The organism is Jeotgalicoccus psychrophilus DSM 19085 (genome assembly GCF_000425845.1).
Taxonomy (GTDB): Bacteria; Bacillota; Bacilli; order Staphylococcales; family Salinicoccaceae; genus Jeotgalicoccus; species Jeotgalicoccus psychrophilus.
In genome coordinates this window covers 20055-39722 of the sequence record NZ_AUEF01000001.1, presented here as the reverse complement: position 1 = coordinate 39722, position 19668 = coordinate 20055, and the positions used below count along the sequence as shown (strand labels likewise).

At 42.1% G+C, this 19668-nt stretch carries 15 protein-coding genes and 1 other RNA gene; 14 read left to right on the top strand and 2 right to left on the bottom strand.

Annotated features, from left to right (window positions below):
* Positions 1–334 precede the first annotated feature (334 nt).
* The 8 genes from bshA to nth are packed head-to-tail and all read left to right on the top strand — an operon-like array spanning position 335 to position 9987.
* The gene (gene bshA / locus H625_RS0100195) at positions 335–1498 is read left to right on the top strand and encodes an N-acetyl-alpha-D-glucosaminyl L-malate synthase BshA (protein WP_026858060.1); all 1164 of its coding nucleotides are present in this window, start codon (positions 335–337) and stop codon (positions 1496–1498) included.
* Positions 1476–2693, top strand: a complete 1218-nt coding sequence (locus tag H625_RS0100190; protein ID WP_035784848.1) for a CCA tRNA nucleotidyltransferase — start codon at positions 1476–1478, stop codon at positions 2691–2693. Before bshA ends, H625_RS0100190 begins: the two co-directional genes overlap by 23 nt.
* Positions 2647–3606 carry a biotin--[acetyl-CoA-carboxylase] ligase gene (locus H625_RS0100185; RefSeq protein ID WP_026858058.1) on the top strand — a complete coding sequence of 320 codons (960 nt, stop codon included), beginning with the start codon at positions 2647–2649 and terminating at the stop codon, positions 3604–3606. The genes H625_RS0100190 and H625_RS0100185 overlap by 47 nt, the downstream gene beginning before the upstream one ends.
* Before the next feature lie 12 nt (positions 3607–3618).
* The gene (locus H625_RS0100180; RefSeq protein WP_026858057.1) at positions 3619–6135 is read left to right on the top strand and encodes a helicase C-terminal domain-containing protein; all 2517 of its coding nucleotides are present in this window, start codon (positions 3619–3621) and stop codon (positions 6133–6135) included.
* 32 nt (positions 6136–6167) lie between these two features.
* Complete coding sequence (locus H625_RS0100175; RefSeq protein ID WP_026858056.1) at positions 6168–7352, top strand: pyridoxal phosphate-dependent aminotransferase; 1185 nt, start codon at positions 6168–6170, stop codon at positions 7350–7352.
* Between the two features lie 14 nt (positions 7353–7366).
* Positions 7367–8656, top strand: coding sequence for an asparagine--tRNA ligase (gene asnS / locus H625_RS0100170; RefSeq protein WP_026858055.1), 1290 nt, complete (start codon positions 7367–7369; stop codon positions 8654–8656).
* Between the two features lie 58 nt (positions 8657–8714).
* Positions 8715–9338 (top strand): DnaD domain-containing protein, encoded by a 624-nt coding sequence (locus tag H625_RS0100165; RefSeq protein ID WP_026858054.1) that lies wholly within the window; start codon positions 8715–8717, stop codon positions 9336–9338.
* Between the two features lie 10 nt (positions 9339–9348).
* Positions 9349–9987 (top strand): endonuclease III, encoded by a 639-nt coding sequence (gene nth / locus H625_RS0100160; RefSeq protein ID WP_245573085.1) that lies wholly within the window; start codon positions 9349–9351, stop codon positions 9985–9987.
* A 282-nt stretch (positions 9988–10269) separates the two neighbouring features.
* On the opposite strand, the gene H625_RS12325 is transcribed toward nth, so the two are convergent.
* Both H625_RS12325 and recU read right to left on the bottom strand, forming a co-directional pair.
* Positions 10270–12693, bottom strand: a complete 2424-nt coding sequence (locus H625_RS12325; protein ID WP_035784846.1) for a transglycosylase domain-containing protein — start codon at positions 12691–12693, stop codon at positions 10270–10272.
* 11 nt (positions 12694–12704) lie between these two features.
* On the bottom strand, positions 12705–13295 hold the full coding sequence (gene recU, locus H625_RS0100150) for a Holliday junction resolvase RecU (RefSeq protein WP_026858052.1): 591 nt from the start codon (positions 13293–13295) through the stop codon (positions 12705–12707).
* Between the two features lie 95 nt (positions 13296–13390).
* On the opposite strand from recU, the gene H625_RS0100145 reads away from it, so the two are divergent.
* The 6 genes from H625_RS0100145 to H625_RS0100125 all read left to right on the top strand — a co-directional run bounded on the left by H625_RS0100145 (position 13391) and on the right by H625_RS0100125 (position 19645).
* Positions 13391–13717, top strand: coding sequence for a DUF1798 family protein (locus H625_RS0100145; protein ID WP_026858051.1), 327 nt, complete (start codon positions 13391–13393; stop codon positions 13715–13717).
* On the top strand, positions 13714–14253 hold the full coding sequence (locus H625_RS0100140) for an SLOG family protein (protein WP_026858050.1): 540 nt from the start codon (positions 13714–13716) through the stop codon (positions 14251–14253). Before H625_RS0100145 ends, H625_RS0100140 begins: the two co-directional genes overlap by 4 nt.
* 11 nt (positions 14254–14264) lie before the next feature.
* Positions 14265–14591 carry a cell division regulator GpsB gene (gene gpsB, locus H625_RS0100135; RefSeq protein WP_026858049.1) on the top strand — a complete coding sequence of 109 codons (327 nt, stop codon included), beginning with the start codon at positions 14265–14267 and terminating at the stop codon, positions 14589–14591.
* A 50-nt stretch (positions 14592–14641) separates the two neighbouring features.
* Positions 14642–15033: RNase P RNA component class B (gene rnpB, locus H625_RS13320), an RNA gene on the top strand.
* A 103-nt stretch (positions 15034–15136) separates the two neighbouring features.
* The gene (locus tag H625_RS0100130) at positions 15137–16261 is read left to right on the top strand and encodes a THUMP domain-containing class I SAM-dependent RNA methyltransferase (RefSeq protein WP_026858048.1); all 1125 of its coding nucleotides are present in this window, start codon (positions 15137–15139) and stop codon (positions 16259–16261) included.
* Entirely contained in the window at positions 16262–19645 is a 3384-nt protein-coding gene (locus H625_RS0100125) for a dynamin family protein (protein ID WP_026858047.1), read from the top strand.
* Positions 19646–19668: the final 23 nt, after the last annotated feature.

Here is a 19668-nt window from a genome sequence, read left to right as displayed (position 1 = left end):
TTATATCAGCTCATAGAATTTCCGAGCGTTTTGGATTTCTATGAAGTAAGTTCATAGGATTTCTGAGTGTTTTGGATTTCTATGAAGTAAGTTCATAGGATTTCTGAGTGTTTTGGATTTCTATGAAGTAAGTTCATAGGATTTCTGAGTGTTTTGGATTTCTATGAAGTAAGTTCATAGAATTTCTGAGTGTTTTGGATTTCTATGAAGTGAACTCATAGAGTTTCCATACAACTTATATCATCAATGTAAACAGATTCATTTCCCTTATACTCTTATATTCATTATAATTAACATTGATTAACGATACTATAAGCAATAGAGGTGCATAATTATGAAAATTGGAATTACATGTTATCCAAGTGTTGGCGGCAGCGGAGTTATCGCTACGGAACTTGGGATTCAAATGGCTCGCCGCGGTCACGAGGTGCACTTTATTTCATCGAGTGTGCCGTTCCGGCTGGAGCATAATTATGATAATATTTACACGCATCGGACTGAGGTAAATGACTACAGCGTCTTCAAATACCCGCCGTATGATATAACTTTATCGAGTAAAATTTCTGAGGTCATCGATCGCTACGAGCTCGATGTCATTCATATGCATTACGCCATTCCGCATGCGGTTTGCGGCATTCTGGCAAGGCAGATGTCAAAAAAGAAAGATGTCGGCATCGTCACAACTTTGCACGGGACTGATATTACTGTGCTCGGACACGATATGTCACTGGTCAGCGCGATAAAATTCGGCATTGACGGCTCGGATATCACTACGTCTGTCAGCAACAGTCTGACAGAGGAGACGTACGAGTTAATTAATCCAGAGAGTGAAATTACGACTGTTTATAATTTCGTCGATGAATCCCGTTTTAATACCGACAACAGATTAGCCGTTAAAAAAGAACTTAAGGAAAAATTAAATATTCCACCTGGTGCTAAAGTATTGATGCATACTTCTAATTTCAGAAAGATTAAAAATGTCGATGATATCGTTCACACTTTCCACGAAACATCGAAAGAGATCGACTGCCATCTAGTCCTTGTTGGAGATGGTCCCGACATGTACAGTATTAGGGAACTCGTTAAAAATCTCGGTATTGAAGACCGTGTGCATTTCGCCGGCCAGCAGTCAGACGTCAGTTCATATTACAAACTAAGCGATGCTTTTTTACTGTTAAGTGCCAAGGAAAGCTTCGGTCTCGCAATGCTTGAAGCGATGTACTGCGGTGCGATTCCCATCGGCTCGACGGCAGGCGGGATTTCAGAAGTCATTCATCACAATGACACGGGTTATGTCGTTGATGTCGGTGATTATAAACAGGCGGCCGCGCATTTAATTAAACTGTTGAACGATGATGTGCTGTACAAAATGATGCAGGAAAAGATGCTTAAAGATGTAAAGACACGTTTTGACATGGAGAACATCGTTACAGAGTACGAAAATTTATATACTAAGCTTTTGGCAGGTGCAGATAATGACGGAACACAATCTATTTAAGACCGGCGCAAAAATTATAGAGCGCTTTGAAGATAATAACTACGAAGGATATTTTGTCGGCGGGGCAGTACGTGATTATACGCTCGGCCGGGCAGTCAGCGATGTCGATATTACGACCAACGCACTTCCCGATGAGATTGAGTCTTTATTCGAAAAAACAATCGATGTCGGGAAAGAACACGGCACGATTATTGTACTGATGGATGAACTGCCATTTGAGGTGACGACCTACCGTGTCGAAGGCGAATATACGGATCATCGCAGACCTGACAACGTATTTTTCACTCAGCATCTTAAAGAAGATTTAAGCCGCAGGGATTTTACCATTAATGCGATGGCGATGACTGCTGATATGAAATTATATGACCCATATGACGGCATCACAGATCTTAAGGCCAGGATAATAAACACTGTCGGAACTGCTTCAGACCGATTTGGTGAAGATGCGCTCCGCATGCTCCGTGCAGTCCGCTTTATGTCGCAGCTTGATTTTGAGCTGGCTGACGGTGCAAAAGAAGCAATCAGTCTGCATGCCGGCAGGCTGGATTATGTTGCTGTTGAACGGATTACTGCAGAGCTTGAAAAACTGTACCGCGGTATTAACGTTAACAGCGCGAAAGACATGATTGCAGCAACAGGCTTGAAATCACATATGCCGTTCTTTAAACATATCGATAAAGTACAATATTTAAAGTCCAGAGCACAGTCACTGGAAGAGGAAGCTGTAATACATATATACAACGACAACTTAAGTGCACATTTGAGTGAACTCAAGCTGTCAAACCGTCAGAAGATGACTATCAAGCAGTCACTGAAACTGCTGGAAGATTTAAAAAACGAGATGAACATCAAACTTATTGCATACCGTTATGAGACGGACATTTTAACCAGTGTAAATGTTATAATTAACAATAACGAACTGCTTAGCGCCAATCATAAAGAACAGCTGCAGTCAGCAATCGACATGGAGCCACACCTTGTAATACACAACAGAAACGAACTCGCTGTTAACGGCAATGCTCTGATGACCGCTTTAAATGCGCGAGGGGGTCCATGGCTAAGCGTGTGTCTGGATACGATTGAGCAAGAAGTACTTTTAGAGAATATAGAAAATAACGAATCAGAAATAATTAATTGGGTGAATTCACATGTCAAAAACGAAGACGGAAATATTGTCTTTACTGATGGAAGGTAATTACTTATCCGGAACGAGACTCGCAGAACAGCTCGGCGTCTCACGGACAGCTGTCTGGAAAAATATTCAGCAGCTGAAAGAGGACGGCTATAATATTACAGCCGTCACGAATAAAGGTTATAAGCTTGTTGAACCTTCCAATAGAATAAATGAATCGCTGCTGGCCGGGACTGTAGAGAAATCGGGCCTCTTAGATCAGCTGATTTATAAAAAGACGATTGACTCTACACAAAATCATGCATTCAGGATTTTAGACCAGTATGATGGTAATATAGTAATTGTGAGCGGCGAGCAGAGTCAAGGCCGCGGACGCTTTAAACGCGAATGGCTGTCGCCGGATGAAACAGGACTGTACATGTCTCTTGTGCTGCGTCCGGCTATCAGCAATCAGAATATGATTGTATTTAATTTATTTATCTCTCTCGCAATCAGCGAAGCAATTCGCGAAGCAACAGGGCTTAAGAGCGGCATTAAATGGCCGAATGATATTTTAGTTAACGACAAAAAAGTATGCGGATTTTTAACAGAAGTCATCAGTGCGGATAATATAGTAGAAACTATTGTTTGCGGTATCGGCATTAATATTAATCCGTCAGCTGTGACCGAAGCTCTCGGTACGGCGACGACCATAACCGGTGAACTTAAAGGCTCGGAATTTGATATGAATCATTTTATCGATGTGCTGTTTAAAAAAATAGAGTATTATTACGACAAGTTTTTAAGTGAATCGTTCAGTTCGATTAAAGATGACTGGCTCGACCAGGCAATTATTTTTAACCGCGACCTGACAATTACAACTGTCAAAGAAAAACTGAGAGGAAAAGCTCTCGATATTACTGATGAAGGGTACCTGGTCATTTTGGACGGGGACCACAACATACATAAGGTAATCAGTGCCGATATTGAAATTTAGCTTGGTGATATAATGTTAAATAAAACATTCGCAGTCGTCGATCTTGAAACGACTGGAAATAATTTAGAAAAAGATAATATCATTCAATTAAGTATTGTGTTCGTACGTAATTTTAAAATTACAGGACAGTACAATACTTTTTTAAGTGATGAAACAACCGTGTCGCCATTTATCCGCGAGCTGACGAATATTTCTTCAGATATGCTGATTGGCGCACCGAAATTTAAAGACGTTGCCGACGATATTAAAAACCAGCTGGAAGATGCGGTTTTCGTTGCGCATAACGTCGATTTTGATTTAACATTTTTACAGTCTGCATTTAAATCTGCGGGACTGGCCTATAATCCTGTGCACACACTCGATACGGTTGAACTCGTCCGTATTTTTCTGCCGTCCGTTGCCGGCTACCAGCTTCATCTGGTCGCGGAACATCTCGGTATAGAACTGTCACAGGCGCATCGCGCAGATGAAGATGCTTATGCCACGGCTGAAGTGCTGATTTTTATCATTAAAAAAATGATAAGTACACACCGTGAAACACTGATAAAAATTTATCACTTATCTAAATCAATGCGGACAAATTTAACCGACTTAATTTTCTCAATATTAAACCGGTATTCAGACGATAATGATGAGAATATTATTAGTTTCAATCAGTTTTATATTAAGGAGACGGAGGTCACACATAAAAATATTGACTCTGTCAGTGTCCATGACCTTTATCATAAATATTTAAATATTACGGGTAACGACTACCGCGAGGATCAGTACCAGCTTGCTTTATTAATATACGATTCACTTGTCGAAGAAAATTACCATGCGATTGAAGCGTATACCGGACTTGGGAAAAGCGATGCATTTTTAATTGCCGCACTGAGCTACTATTCAGCATATGACGGTCAGGTCGTCGTATCGACATCGCGTAAAATTCTCCAGAATCAGCTGATTGAGGAATCGCTGATGCGTCTCAGAAAAGTCGTGTCGTACGAAACACCATTTGCGCTGTTAAAAGGCAGACTGAATTATGTTGATTTAAACGCATTTACTGCGCTGCTCGGGCTGGATGATACGAATCCGGAAATATGTTTCCTTAAAATGCGCATGCTTATCTGGCTGATTGAAACTGAAACGGGTGATCTGTCTGAAGTTAATCTGCGCGGGCCGGAGAAATCGTATTACGAAACGATGCTGATTCAGGCAGGGGATAAGAAACACCACTTTTACTTTAAGCGTGCCTTATCAAACGCTAAAAAAGTGCCGATTATCGTGACCAATCATTACTTTTTAAATGACTGCCTCAATAGTCTTGAGGGCATTCAGGCTTTAATTATCGATGAAGCACATCAGCTGAAGCAGGCGCTCGATATGAAAGAGCGCAGAACGTTCAATTATCCGGAACTGAAGTTCTTTATCGGTCAGGTTGGGCTGATTAATCAGGACAGGCTTCTTAGCCAGTACAGTAAAACAAACAGCGCAGTGTCCCTTTATCTGCTTGAAGATATTGTTATTAATTTAAATAAAAATATTGATATTCTGTTCCAGCAGATCTCCCGTAAAAAGCTCGATGAGTCTATAGAAACTCTGGACAGTCTCGTTAAATACACGGATATGTTTTTAAGCACGATACGCGGCACTGATAATTACCAGGCGCTGTATAATCACATGCACTATTTTGATGCATCGCTTAAAAATCTGCTTTATGCGCTCCGATATGATGATTATCATATTAAGAGCAGCAAAAACTTCCAGAAAACTGAAGTAACAATCCGGACAGATGTACTCGACACACTGGCCGACGCGCTCAGATCTATTCCGTGTCAGATTCTCCTGTCCGGAACGCTTGAAGTGCACGACAGCTTTAAGCATTTAAAATACTGGTTTGGCGATTATGACTTTAAGACGACAGTAATGAATAACACTGAAATGTACAGCGATATCAAACTCTTTATCCCGAACGACATCAGCAGCTATGATCCTAAAGATGACAATTATATCGTTGATATTCTCGATTATATTGCACTGTATTTAAGTGAGACGAACTCGAAACTCGTCGTTATATTTTCAAATTATGAACTGCTCGATAAAGTATACAGTTTCACCGAAGACATCGAATTGTTCGAACAGATTCCGGTGCTCCGGCAGTCTCATAACTCGAACAATGAAAAACTGCTCAACCAGTACAATCAGCTGAGTCAGTGTCTTCTGCTCGGTACGTATACCTTTACCGAAGGTATTAACCTCGTCAGCGATAAAGATAAAACGCTGATGCTGACAAAACTGCCGTTTCCGGTACCACAAGGTGACAGTTTCAGAGATTTTTATACGACGGATCTGCCTGAAGCCGTTATTCATTTCAGACAGATTATCGGGAGAGTCAAACGCAGCAGTGAAGATAAAGGTGTCGTTCTCTTATTCGACGACAGGATTATGACTAAACCGTATAAAAATGCATTTTTAAAATATTTCCCCGAAGAAAATGTCATTCATGACACGAGAGAAACTTTTAAAGCACTGCTTTTTGGTCTATAATAAGGAAAACATAATTGTTAGGAGACTGCAGCATGGAATTATCAAAAAAGGTAAAGTCGATTACACCCAGCCAAACGATAGAAATCACTAATACTGCAAGACAATTAAAAGCTGAAGGCGTAGATGTTATCAGCCTGTCAGCAGGAGAACCTGATTTTAATACTCCTGATGAAATCATCGAGGCTGTATACGAAGCTGCAAAAGCGGGACATACTAAATATACAGCGTCTGCCGGACTTCCTGAATTAAGAGAAGCAATCGCTAAGAAAATGCAGCGCGACAATAATCTGACTTATGAACCGACTGAAGTTTACGTCGGCAACGGCGCAAAACAGGTGCTGTACAATATATTCCTGGCAACACTGGATCAGGGCGATGAGGTTATCGTGCCTTCTCCGTACTGGGTCAGCTATACAGAACAGATTAAAATGGTCGGCGGTGAACCGGTAACTGCGGCGACGACAGAAGAGACTCATTTTAAATTAACACCTAAGCTCTTAAAAGCGCACATTACCGAAAAAACTAAAATGCTTGTGTTAAATACTCCGAATAACCCGACAGGCTCCGTTTATTCGAGAAATGAACTTCAGGCGCTTGCCGATGTGCTTGCAGAAACAGATATTATTATCGTTGTCGATGAAATTTACGAAGTGCTTACATATGGTGAGCCTCAGGTATCCATCGCGTCGTTAAATGATAAAATTAAAGCTCAGACGGTTATCGTTAACGGCGTCAGCAAGTCTCACTCAATGACAGGCTGGAGAGTCGGTTACGCATGCGGTGATGCCGGGTTAATCTCCGCACTCTCATCACTTACATCGCAGTCTACTACTAGTGTTGCAGAGCCCGCACAATACGGCGCGATTGCGGCATACAATATGAATCCGGAAAATACGGAAGCATACAGAGCAATTTTTGAGCGCCGACGCGACAACGCGTATGCACAAATTCAAACTTTGCCTCACGTTACCTGCATTAAACCGGAAGGTGCATTTTATCTGTTCCCACATATGCAAAAATGCGCCGAAGCATGCGGTTACAAAACCGTGGATGACTTCGTCAAAGAAGTTCTCCGTGAAAAACATGTTGCATTTGTTCCGGGATCGGGCTTCGGCACACCCGAATATGCAAGAATCAGCTACTCGCTTGATGAAGAAACATTTAATGAAGCAATTTCACGTATTAGAAACTTTATTGTAGAAAAAACTCAAAGCTAAGGATGTATGAAGATATGAAAATCACTATTAACCAGGCTCCACAATATGCAGGACAGGAAGTCACAATCGGCGGCTGGCTTTTACAAAAACGCGGCAGCGGGAAACTTCAGTTTCTGCAGCTCCGTGACGGTACCGGCTTTATGCAGGGCGTCGTTGTAAAAGCTAACGATGAAGCATTATTCGATACCGCTAAAGGCTTAAACCAGGAAACGTCAATGTACGTTACTGGAATGATCAAAGAAGACGAGCGCTCGTCATTCGGCTACGAAATGGAAGTTTCAGGCATTGAAATTATTCAGAGTGCTGAAGGCTATCCGATTACACCGAAAGAACACGGTCCTGAATTTTTACTCGACAACAGACACTTATGGTTACGTTCAAGAAAGCAGCATGCTGTAATGAACATTAGAAACCAGATTATTAAAAGCACGTATGACTTTTATTTCGACAATGGCTTTAAGAAAATTGACTCGCCGATTTTAACGAGCAGTTCTCCTGAAGGTACAACGGAATTATTCCATACTAAATATTTCGATGAAGATGCCTATTTATCACAGAGCGGTCAGCTTTACGCTGAAGCAGCTGCGATGGCACATGGTAAAGTATTTACCTTCGGACCGACATTCCGTGCAGAAAAGTCTAAAACACGCCGTCACTTAATCGAATTCTGGATGATTGAGCCTGAAATGGCATTTTATAATCACGAAGACAGCTTAGTAGTGCAGGAACAGTACGTTCAGTACTTAGCTGAAAATGTTCTTGAAAACTGTAAACTGGATTTAGAAGCACTGGGCCGCGACACGACAGCTTTAGAAAAAATTAAAGCGCCGTTCCCGCGTATTTCATACACAGACGCAATCGAACTGCTGCATAAAAAAGGATTCGATGATATCGAGTGGGGCGATGACTTCGGTTCACCGCATGAAACTGAAATTGCAAACAGTTTTGATCAGCCGGTATTTATCGTTAACTATCCAAAAGCAATTAAATCATTCTACATGAGCACGAACCCGGAAGATCCGCGTACAGTATTGTGTGCAGATTTAATCGCACCTGAAGGCTACGGTGAGATTATCGGGGGCAGTGAGCGTATTTCTGACTACGATGAGCTTAAAGAGCGTATTGTGGAATCAGGACTTAACGCTGACGCTTACGAATGGTACTTAGACTTGCGCAAATACGGTACGGTTCCGCATTCAGGATTCGGCCTTGGTCTGGAACGCGCAGTTGCCTGGTTCTCAGGTGTGCAGCACGTGAGAGAAACAGCACCGTTCCCAAGATTATTAAATCGTTTATACCCATAAAATCAATGGAGATATTAGGTTCCCTAATGTCTCCATTCTGTTATTGGAGGGAAAATATATGGTTAACGATTATTTGAAATATATTACAATTCCAGTTAGTAAAATACTGCTGGATAACTACGCTAAAATTGGCCTCGATGAAAGAGGCGTTATTATATTGATCAAGCTGCTGGAACGTCACCGCACGTATAATACACCGCTTGATTTCAGCGAACTGTTAAGCGGGACGACATTAAATGAGACTGAACTTACGCATATTATTCAGTCGCTGATAAAAGAACAGCTGCTGGAGTTAGATACACATCAGATTGATGGTAAATATACAGAAACTTACAACTTTGAGCCGCTTTATTCTAAGCTCGAGGATTTTATCATGCTGGAAGAAAAAGCACCGGTCAAAGACGATACGACATTACGCGAACTGTTTGAATACATCGAACAGCTGTACGGACGGGCAATCAGCCCGAACGAATACGAACGCCTGAACAGCTGGATGAACGATTCAAACTACCAGCCGGAAACGATTCAGGATGCTGTCGACATTGCATATAAAAGTAATATTACGTCGCTGCAGTACGTCGAGCGTATTTTGAGCAGCACATCAAAAAGCGAGCCGGTGAAAGGAACAGGACTGCCTGTTATATCATGGCTCGATGGAGGTAGCCGACTTGACAACAAGTAAGAAAAAAACGATGGAATTTATCGACGTCATCGCGGAGATGTTTCCGGACGCAGAAGCAGAATTAAACTATACCAACGCATTTGAACTGACAATTGCCGTGCTCTTAAGTGCACAGACGACAGACGTCGGGGTAAACAGAGTAACTGAAGGTTTGTTTAAGCGCTTTAAAACACCTGAAGACTATTTGGAAGTAGATGTCGTTGAAATAGAACAGTACATTAAAACAATCGGTTTATACCGTACAAAAGCTAAAAATATTCAGAAGCTCTGCCGGGATTTAATCGATAAATACAATGGAGAAATCCCTGGGGATTATGATGATTTAGTATCGCTGGCGGGAGTCGGGCGGAAGACTGCAAACGTCGTCTTATCCGTTGCGTTCGATACGCCGAGGATTGCCGTCGACACACACGTGGAAAGGATTTCTAAAAGACTCGGCATTGCACGCTTTAAAGACTCGCCGCTGCAGGTCGAAGAAACACTGATGCGTAAAATTCCGGCGGAACGCTGGAGTAAAACACACCATCAGCTAATATTTTTTGGACGCTATCACTGTTTAGCACGAAACCCTAAATGTCACGAATGTCCGCTTCTCGCCGAGTGCCGAGAAGGACAGAAACGTTTGAAACAAGGATTAGTGAAAGTTTAATAATTATAACCGCATTTCCTATGAGGAGATGCGTTTTTTTATTTTGGCTGATGAGCACATCCAGATGGATAAGTTCGAGAATTTTATCGTTTGAGTGACAATATAGGTTCGACACTGTTAGATAAATATTATTTTTAACGCTCATAAGCTGCGTGGATGAGCAAGGTCATTCAAAAACACATGATGTTAGCTGAAGCGTTACTAATAATTCTCATCATTAATATATTAACCAGTGCAAAAAACCCCAATCTCCCGGGAGATTGGGGTTTTATTCATATAATTTTAAGGTGTACCTTCTTCGTCAGCCGCTTCTTCTTCAGCTTGTTCTGCGTCTTCTGTAGTACCGCTTGGTTCTGTTGCTGCCTCTTCATCAGCCGCCGGCTCGTCTTCTTCCGGTGCAGGGTCTTCGTCTTCGCTGCCGCTTTCTGGTTCAGCGAGTTCCGCGTCGTCCGGCAGTTCGCTGTCCGGTACATCGCCCTCGGTTTCTATTTCACCGTCTTCGTTATATTCCCAGCTCCATGTGCCGCTTGTAGAGCCGCCGCTATCATTGCTGTTATTGCTGCTATTATTACTGCCGTTATTATTACTATTATTGTTGTTGCTGCCGCCGTTGTTAAAGAAACCGCCGCCGCCGGCCACTCTAAATTCATTGCCGTTGATCTGTTCAACACTGTCCGGCTGTTCAAAGTCCTGACCATTGAATGTGCTGATGTACTGCATTATATCTCTGAAGAACCATTGCGGTGTAATGTGTTCGTCTGTGCCGACGAATACTTTGTCTTCTGAGTAGCCTGCAGCTGCATTATCGAATCCTGTCCACACACTCATCGTATATTCAGGTGTGTAGCCGACGATCCATGCGTCTTTTGCACTGTTGTTCGGCAAGTCATTTTCTTCAAGGATGCTCGTATCGAGTGATGTCGTTCCTGTCTTCGCTGCGATATTCAGACCGTTCATCTGAATGTAGTCGGCGCTTCCCTGATTTGCGAATGTGTCTTTCAGCATATCTGTCAGCATAAATGCTGTAGAGTCTTCCATCGCTTTGTTTGATTCGTTTTCGAATTCAATTTTATCGCCTTCTGCTGTAACGATGTAGCGGATCGACTGTGCTCTGTTGTGTTCTCCGTTGTTGCCGAGTGTCGCATAAGCCTCTGCCATCTGCAGCGGACTGAAGCGTGATTCGCCGCCGCCGAGCACGTCGTTGAATGATACTGTATATTCGCCTTCATTTTTCGTCGAGTAGTCGAGTCCGACTCCGCGGGCAAATTCTTCCGGTGCATTATTACCAGCTTCTTCTTTCACCGCTTCAAATGTCTTCACCGCAGGAACGTTAAAGCTTTGTCTTAATGCGTCGCGCATTGTCACGTTGCCGTGTCCCTGATTATCGTAGTTATACACTGTATTGTTCGGACTGTCTTGTGGATTGTACGACTGTTCATCCTGAATAGTGTGATTTGTCGCCCATTCCATGTTTTCTATTGCCGGTCCGTATGATAAGAATGGTTTCATTGTAGAGCCGACGTTGTGCTGTACCCGTGCCAAGTTCTGATCGACAACATCCTGGTAATCACGGCCGCCCGATATCGCAACCAGTCCGCCTGACGCTGTATCGAGTATAGTTGATGCGATATTGAAATCATCGCTCTGGAATTTATCGTTGTAGTAGTAATTGCGGTTGTTCGTCATATTCTGAAGGTATGACTGAACATTCGAATCCATATGTGTATAAATTTGAATTCCGCTCGATAAAACTTCATTTATATCTTTGTTTCTAAATTCATCGTGTGACTGAAGATCCGCTTTAATGGAATTAATGTAAGAAGCGTATTCAGGATCTTCCTGTTCTGTCGATGCACGTTCTGCCTCATCGCGAGGGACTAAGTTATCTGTAATATCGATATTGATTGCTTCATCGTATTCAGCCTGTGTAATTCTCTCGTGATTGAGCATCTGGTATAACACCGTATCTGTACGGTTCTGTCCTGCTTCAGCGTCGACGTATAAGTTATAGACGTTCGGCAGATTTGAGAGTCCTGCAAGATAAGCGCTCTCTGCGATATTTAACTCCGCAAGTTCTTTATCGAAATAATACAGGCTCGCTGTACGAATACCGTAGATGCCGTCAGAGTAGTAAATCTTGTTCAGATACATTTCAAGAATGTCGTCTTTTGAATACTCCTGCTCTAAACGGTATGACAGATATGCTTCCTGTGCTTTACGCTCAATTGTCTGCTCTTCTGTCAGGAAGGCGCGTTTTACGACCTGCTGGGTAATAGTACTCGCACCCTGTGATGCGAATCCGTCTGTGATGTTGCTGATGACCGCACCGCCGAGACGGATAAAGTCAATCGCTCCGTGTTCGTAAAAGCGGTCGTCCTCAATTGCAAGTACTGCGTCCGTTACGCCTTCCGGCACATCTTCAATACTCACATATTCCCGTTTTTGTCCGTGGAAAAGGGTGGTGACAAGTTCGTCATTCTGATCATAAATTTCAGCGGGAACAGGGTCCTTCAGCTTTTCATCGCTGAAAGCTGGTGCCTGTGATGCGTAATACGCAAACAGCACAGCACCGATAACAAGACCAATCAGTGCAAGCAGTGCACCGTATAATAACACTTTTTTAATAATCGATGATTTGGATTTCGACTGCTTTTTCTGTTCGGATTTCTTGTCAGACTGTTTACTCCTTTTAAAATTCGATTCCATATATATTCTCCCTATTCAAAATAAAATTCGTCAACTGCAGCTAAATAATCATAACGCGGATTGTATTTTATTGGTAGTAAAATACTCTCATCCTTAATGTCAGCATAGGTTATGGACTTTCTGCCGTCGCCTATAAATAAATCCCAGTGTTTAGCGAAATGTTCAAACGGATAAAGGTAGACTTCATCGTGAACGGTAAATTTAACAATGAGAAAAACAATGCCGCCCTGATTGTGGCAGGCGCGCATGTGCTCGACCTGATGTGCATGAATATTTATCAAAGGGAAGCGCGTTTTGTTGCGGGTTTCTTTCGCTTCAAAATCAATGTATTTCCCTTTATATAAACCATTATAGTCACTGGTCGACGGAACTTTAAAGTAGGCTTCCGTTATTTTAGCTTTTTTCCGTGACGGATAATCAACATCGACAATCTGCACCGGCGTGGGCTTCTTATGTATAATTGCCCGCTTAGTATCCAGATAAAATTGATTGGTCTTATCGAGATCTTTTTCCAGAGTCATGCCGCGCTGACCATAGTTCGTTTCTTTATTCGCAAGCGTTACATTCGATTGATTTTTTTTGACACCCTGAGGGTATTTCATTAAACTCGCACTCCAGACTGTTATTATATATACTTATTATTATATATTAATTAGAGTTTGATTAACATTTCATTATTATAGGTGGTGTGTCCAATTTGTCAAGAAATGCATCATACAGCGATTACCGCGAAATGCTCGATGAAATCGCGAGCCGCTACGATAAAGCAAGAGCCGGTTACGAGTTCGATTTCGCTACAGAAATAGAACCTTTTCTTAAGCAGAATAAAGTACTCGCAGACCAGCTGCTCCAAATACAGACCGATGAACGGCTGACAGAACGGGTCAGGGAAATCATGAGCGACGAGCTGATGGAACTCTTAATGAGCTGTCACGTATCCCGCTTCAGTTTAAAACTGTATCATGAAAAATTCAAATATATTAATATGTGGGTGCATCATGCCGGCAAGGAAGGTTTGCTGTGAGAGTGTTCATTACAGGCTACCGCCACTACGAGCTCGGCATCTTTAAAGATTCCCAGCCGGAAGTAAAAGTACTCCGTGATTTCCTCCGTCAGCGGATTATCAATCTCGCTGAAGAGGGCGCCGAGTGGTTTATCATCCAGGGCTATACGGGAATAGAAATGTATGCGGCAAATGAGATTATCGACTTAAAGGAAGACTACGATATTAAGCTCGGTGTCTTGAAGCCGTTTCATAAATTCGACGACCGCTATAACGAATCCGATAAAATCAATTTAAATAATATACTGGAACACGCGGACTTTCATCAGTTTATCTTTGAACGGGAGTACGGGGACCCGAGTATGTTTAAAGCGATTAATCAGTTCGTGACCGCGCATTCTGATTACGGTCTCCTCGTCTATGACAGCGAGACGGAAACAAATTTAAAATATATATACAGTGTTATGCTTGAATTAAGTGCGGAAAGTCATTATAATATTGAAAGAATACAATTTGATGATATTAATGATTTCATTAATGACAGATATGATAGTTAAGAGGTGTAAGTATGAGTGACTATACGCTAAGGCTGTCTGCAAAAGATATATTCGAGAAAGAATTCGAAAAATCACTAAGAGGTTTTAAGCCGATAGAAGTAGATAGTTTTCTTGACGACGTTATCAGTGATTATCAAAAAATGGCAGACATGAACAACAATATTAAAAAACTTGAAGAAGAAAATGCACGTTTAAAAAAGGAAGTTGAGGATCTCCGCATCAGAGTGGCAACAAATACACGCACTCAGGGCGGCAGCGGTCAAAATCAGCAGATTGATATTTTAAAGCGTCTTTCGAGTCTTGAAAAACAAGTTTTTGGCAGCACAGCAAACAAGTAAAGAGCAGTATTAACAATGTATTTTAAGAACTTTTAAAATAAAACAGACGGTAACTCGGATAATCGCTATGCAGCATGCCTGCATAGAGGAAAGTCCATGCTCACACGGCCTGAGATGGCCGTAGTGTTCGTGCCAGATGAAACCATAAGTCTGGGCAATGATATTTTATATCTTGACGGCTGCGAAATATTCTAAGTGCTTAAGCATATGAATAGAGTAGCTTTAAAAGTGCCACAGAAACGAGCTTCAAAAGAAATGATGAAGATGGAACGCGGTAAACCCCTCGAGTGAGCAATCCAAATTAGGTAGGAGCACTTTCCAACAGGAATTCAACTGACGGAGAGATATTATTCATTTAATATAGACAGATGATTATCACCAATGTGCGAGTGTATACTAGTGCACGCCAGCAGCACAGCGGGACAAAACATGGCTTATAGAGAAACCGGACTAGACAAAAAAGCTCTCCACATTTGAGGAGAGCTTTTTTTATGCTTATTTTCATACTATAATGTAATTAAATCAAACTTTAGGAGCTTCTTAATATGAACTTTAAATTTATTGTCAACACACCCATGGGACTTGAACGTGTCGTCTCGGATGAAATTAAATCATTAGGCCTTGAAACTGAACTCGAAAACGGCCGCGTATACTTCGAAGGCGATGAACGCACAATCGTCGAAACAAACTTAAAACTCCGTACAGTGGACCGTATTAGAATTGTCCTCGGCGATTTTAACGTCACAACGTTCGACGAACTGTTTGAAGCGGTTAAAGCATTACCATTATCAGACATTCTCGGACCAAATGCTGAATTCCCTGTTACAGGACGCTCCCACAAGTCGACACTGTTCAGTGTGCCTGACGTGCAGCGGATTACGAAAAAAGCCATCGTTGAACATTTAAAAGATGCTTTTAAGATGACAGGGAAGCTGCCTGAAGATGGACCACGCTATAAAATTGATATTAACATTTTAAAAGACAGAGCAATACTAACTGTCGACACGAGCGGTGACGCACTCCATAAACGCGGTTACAGACTCGCTCAGGGTGATGCTCCAATTAAAGAAACGCTCGCAGCTGCAATGCTGAAGCTTGCAAATTACACAGGGGACAAGACCCTGTATGACCCGTTCGTCGGTTCAGGAACAATTGCGCTGGAAGCAGCGATGATTGCACGTAACATCGCACCAGGTTCCAACCGTACATTCGACAGTGAGTCGTGGGACATTATTCCTGAAGAGCTGTGGACAGAAGTACGCACGCAATGTGAAAACGAAGCGGACTACGACAAAGAAATTAAAATTTACGCGACAGACATTGAACCTAATATGATTAATATCGCAATTAAAAATGCGGAAGAAGTCGGACTGGAAGCGGATATTGAATTCAGCACGCTCGATGTGCACGATCTTAAGGATCTCGATAAAAATGCACAGCTCGTCACAAACCCGCCTTACGGGGAACGTATTGGTGAAGCAAAAGCCGTGGAGTCCATGTACGGGAAAATCGGTGAACTGATGGAAGATAACCCGTCGCTGAACGTATATTTAATGACATCGAATAAAGAGTTTGAAGAAATCGTCGGCAAGAAAGCAACGAAACGCAGAAAGCTGTTTAACGGCTATATTGAAACGACGTTCTTCCAATACTGGGGAGTGAAAGAATAGTTGTCAGCACAAGGGAAAAATAGACAGACGCTTAATACGCTGTATAAACTTAAAAAAGAAATTCTGAAGTCCGATAACGATACGCTCGTCTCGCAAATTGACCATGCGATTCAAAAGACGTATAACGAACAGCTGGTATTTTCTTTTATCGGCCATTACTCTGCGGGGAAATCGAGCCTGATTAACTACTTGCTTAAACAGGACATTCTCCCATCATCACCAGTACCGACGACAAGCAATACCGTCGCGGTGCAAATTGGTGACGGCACGGGCATCCAGGCATTTATTAATCAGTATCAGTATGCAGCACTTGAAAACTACGACGAATTAAAAAAGCTGAACACACAAGATATGGATATCCAGGCCATCACTATGGACATTCAAGCACCAGACTATCAGCACAATACAGTTTTCCAAGATACGCCGGGGGTGGACTCTAATACAGACAGTCATGAAGAATCCGCCAACCGTTTTTTACTGAACAGTGATTTAATCTTCTTCACCGTGGAATACAACCACGTGGAGAGCGAGCATAATTTAACACTGCTGAAGGAAATCGCCGGGCTTAATATACCGCTCGTCTTAATTATTAACCAGATCGATAAGCACGATGACCGCGAGATTACTTTAGATACCTTTTTAAACCGCGTTAAACGTACGCTCACGAACTGGAACATTCATCCGGAGCATTTATTCACAACTTCTATCTATGAGTCGCCCTATAACCGTATAGACGAATTAAAGGCCTTCATCCAGCAGACTGAAGAAAACCGTGCAGCATTTGAAATATCGTATGACACGCGTATTACTAAAAATATCGAGGATAAACAGCTTGCGTATTTACGTGATGAAATGGCTGCATTACATGAGTCGCTGCAGCTCGATAATGAGCTGACAAGTGAGAAGGCGGCTGAACGAATTGAGTATTTAAACAACGAACTGAAGAAGGCTGAAATTAATTATCTGCATAGTGACGCAGATGAATTAAGAAGTCACGTCAAAGAATCCGTTAAGAAACTCGTCAAAGACAGCTACTTATTTCCGCATCAGGTAAAAGATGCGATTACGGCATATTTAAAAGTAATGGCAGGGGAGACAAAAGCGGGCGGATTGTTTAACAAGAAGAAAAAAGAACAGGCACTGTATGAAGAAAGCCTTAAGGAAGTAAATGAATCAATACAGCCTGTCATACATACAGAAATTAATGCGAATATTAACAGCTTCTTTCAGGCGCTCGGCTTAATCGGAGAACCGTTTAAGTTTGAATGGAATAACGCCTTCCTAGGCACGGAGAAGATTACTTCACTGAACCAGACGTATATTACTAATTACTTCGATAAGCTGAAGGCAGCCTTAACTAAAGAAGTTTCGGAACAAGCAATCGTTCATATGGACAAGCTGACTGCCTCCGATACCGGGGAAGTAAAAGCACAGACAACGTTAACGAGTGAGAAAGAACTCTATATTAAAGCAGGCGAGCTGCTCGGCTTAATCGAATCACTCGATACGCAGAATTACCGTCATTTCTACATTCATATGGATGATGAGATTGACAAGTTAAATCTGCTGGAAGAGATTACTTTATCGTATGACGATGATAATCACGTCGAAGTCAAAGAAAGTAGACATAACGAATTTACGGTTAACAATGAAGATGATATGAATTTAACCGCTTTTCGTGAACTCGTTACTCTCTTGGCAGACTCACCGCGCTATACCGACTACAGAAGACTGTTAAACGATAAGCTTCAGCGTATAGATAACGGCAAGGCAAACATTAGCGTCTTCGGCGGATTCAGTGCAGGAAAGACAACGTTCATTAACGCACTGATGGGGGCTAAGCATTTAACGACAAGCCCAAACCCTACTACTGCAACAATTACGGAGATTAATAATGATGAGACGAGTACTGTCGTGTATAAAAGTGAAGCGGATTTAACAGAGACACTTGCTGCACTGTCAGGAGAGCGTCATGATACTGCCGGCGGCTATCAGAAGTGGATCAGCAGGAACATCGGTAAGGTGGATGACACATATAAGCCGCTCTTAGCCGGTATACAGGAAAACTACGCTCATTATAAAGACGATCTCGGTCAGACAGTCAGCATCGATACAGAGGACTTGATTGCGAAGATCAGTAATGATAAAGACTCGACCTTTATTCATAAAGCGAATGTCTCCCTCGATAACGATATGACTCAATCATATACGCTGGTCGACTCGCCGGGGATTAATTCTATTAACGCCCGTCATACATCGGAAACGAGAGACATTATTACTGATAGCGATATGATTATTTACGTGTCGTACTATAACCATGTATTCTCGCGTTCGGATGAAACTTTCCTGCAGTATATTCAATCGCTGAAAGGGAAGGACTTCCCGATTATCTTTATTATAAATGCAGTAGACTTAATGAAGTCTGAAGCGGATAAAGACAAAGTGCTCGATTATATGCGTAATGCGTTAAACACAATGCATATTAAACACGTGCTCTATCCAGTTTCAAGTAAACGCGCCTTAGACGAAGGTGACGAGTACTTCACTACAGCTAAAGCTGAAATTATGCATATCGCTGACCAGCAGTCGGGGAATGTGCAGTATAAGACGCTGCAGGAAACACAGAGACAGCTGATTAATACATTAATGAGTAATATCCGCCAGTTTGAAGATAACGGAGAAGAGCGGGCTAAACTGCTTGAACTTCGAAAGGACTTACTTAATAATATCGACGGCATTACAGCAGGGAGTATTAACGATACGCTGAAACAGGAAATCGATATTATACTTACGTATCTGACGAATCGGCTTCGCCTCCAGCTGTATGATCACCTAAAAGGGCTGTTAACTGTTTCCGCGATGAGCAATAAGCATTACATCAGAGATCATAAATCTATTATCGTACGTAATATCGAAGACTTCCTGACGCTTGAGACGAGCATTGCCTTTAATGCAGTATACCGTCAGGCAGACATGCAGACGTCACAGATGATTACACAGTTTAACGAACGCTTAGAGATTGCAGGGACACCGGGTACACTGTCAGTGACAAGTGTTAAGGCAGAAGAACCGTCAGTTCATATTGATGCTGAAGTATTAGTACCGTTCGATAAGATTCTCTATCAGAACAAAAACAAGACCGGAGACTACAGAGATGCATTATTGGAACTGGCAGAGACAATTGTCCAGTCAGTCGATACAGCTGCATTAAAAGCGCATATGGAACAGCTGGCAGAGAAATATACAGCATTGCTTGACGCGGAGCTTAAAGAAGATCGCGTGATGATTACAGCAGCCTTGCAAGCTGAGCCTGATGAAATATCGCGGACGGACTACGATGAAGATGCGAATCTGCTTAAAGCAGTGGAAAGCATTTCTATTTAATGGATTTATCAATGGAGGGAACA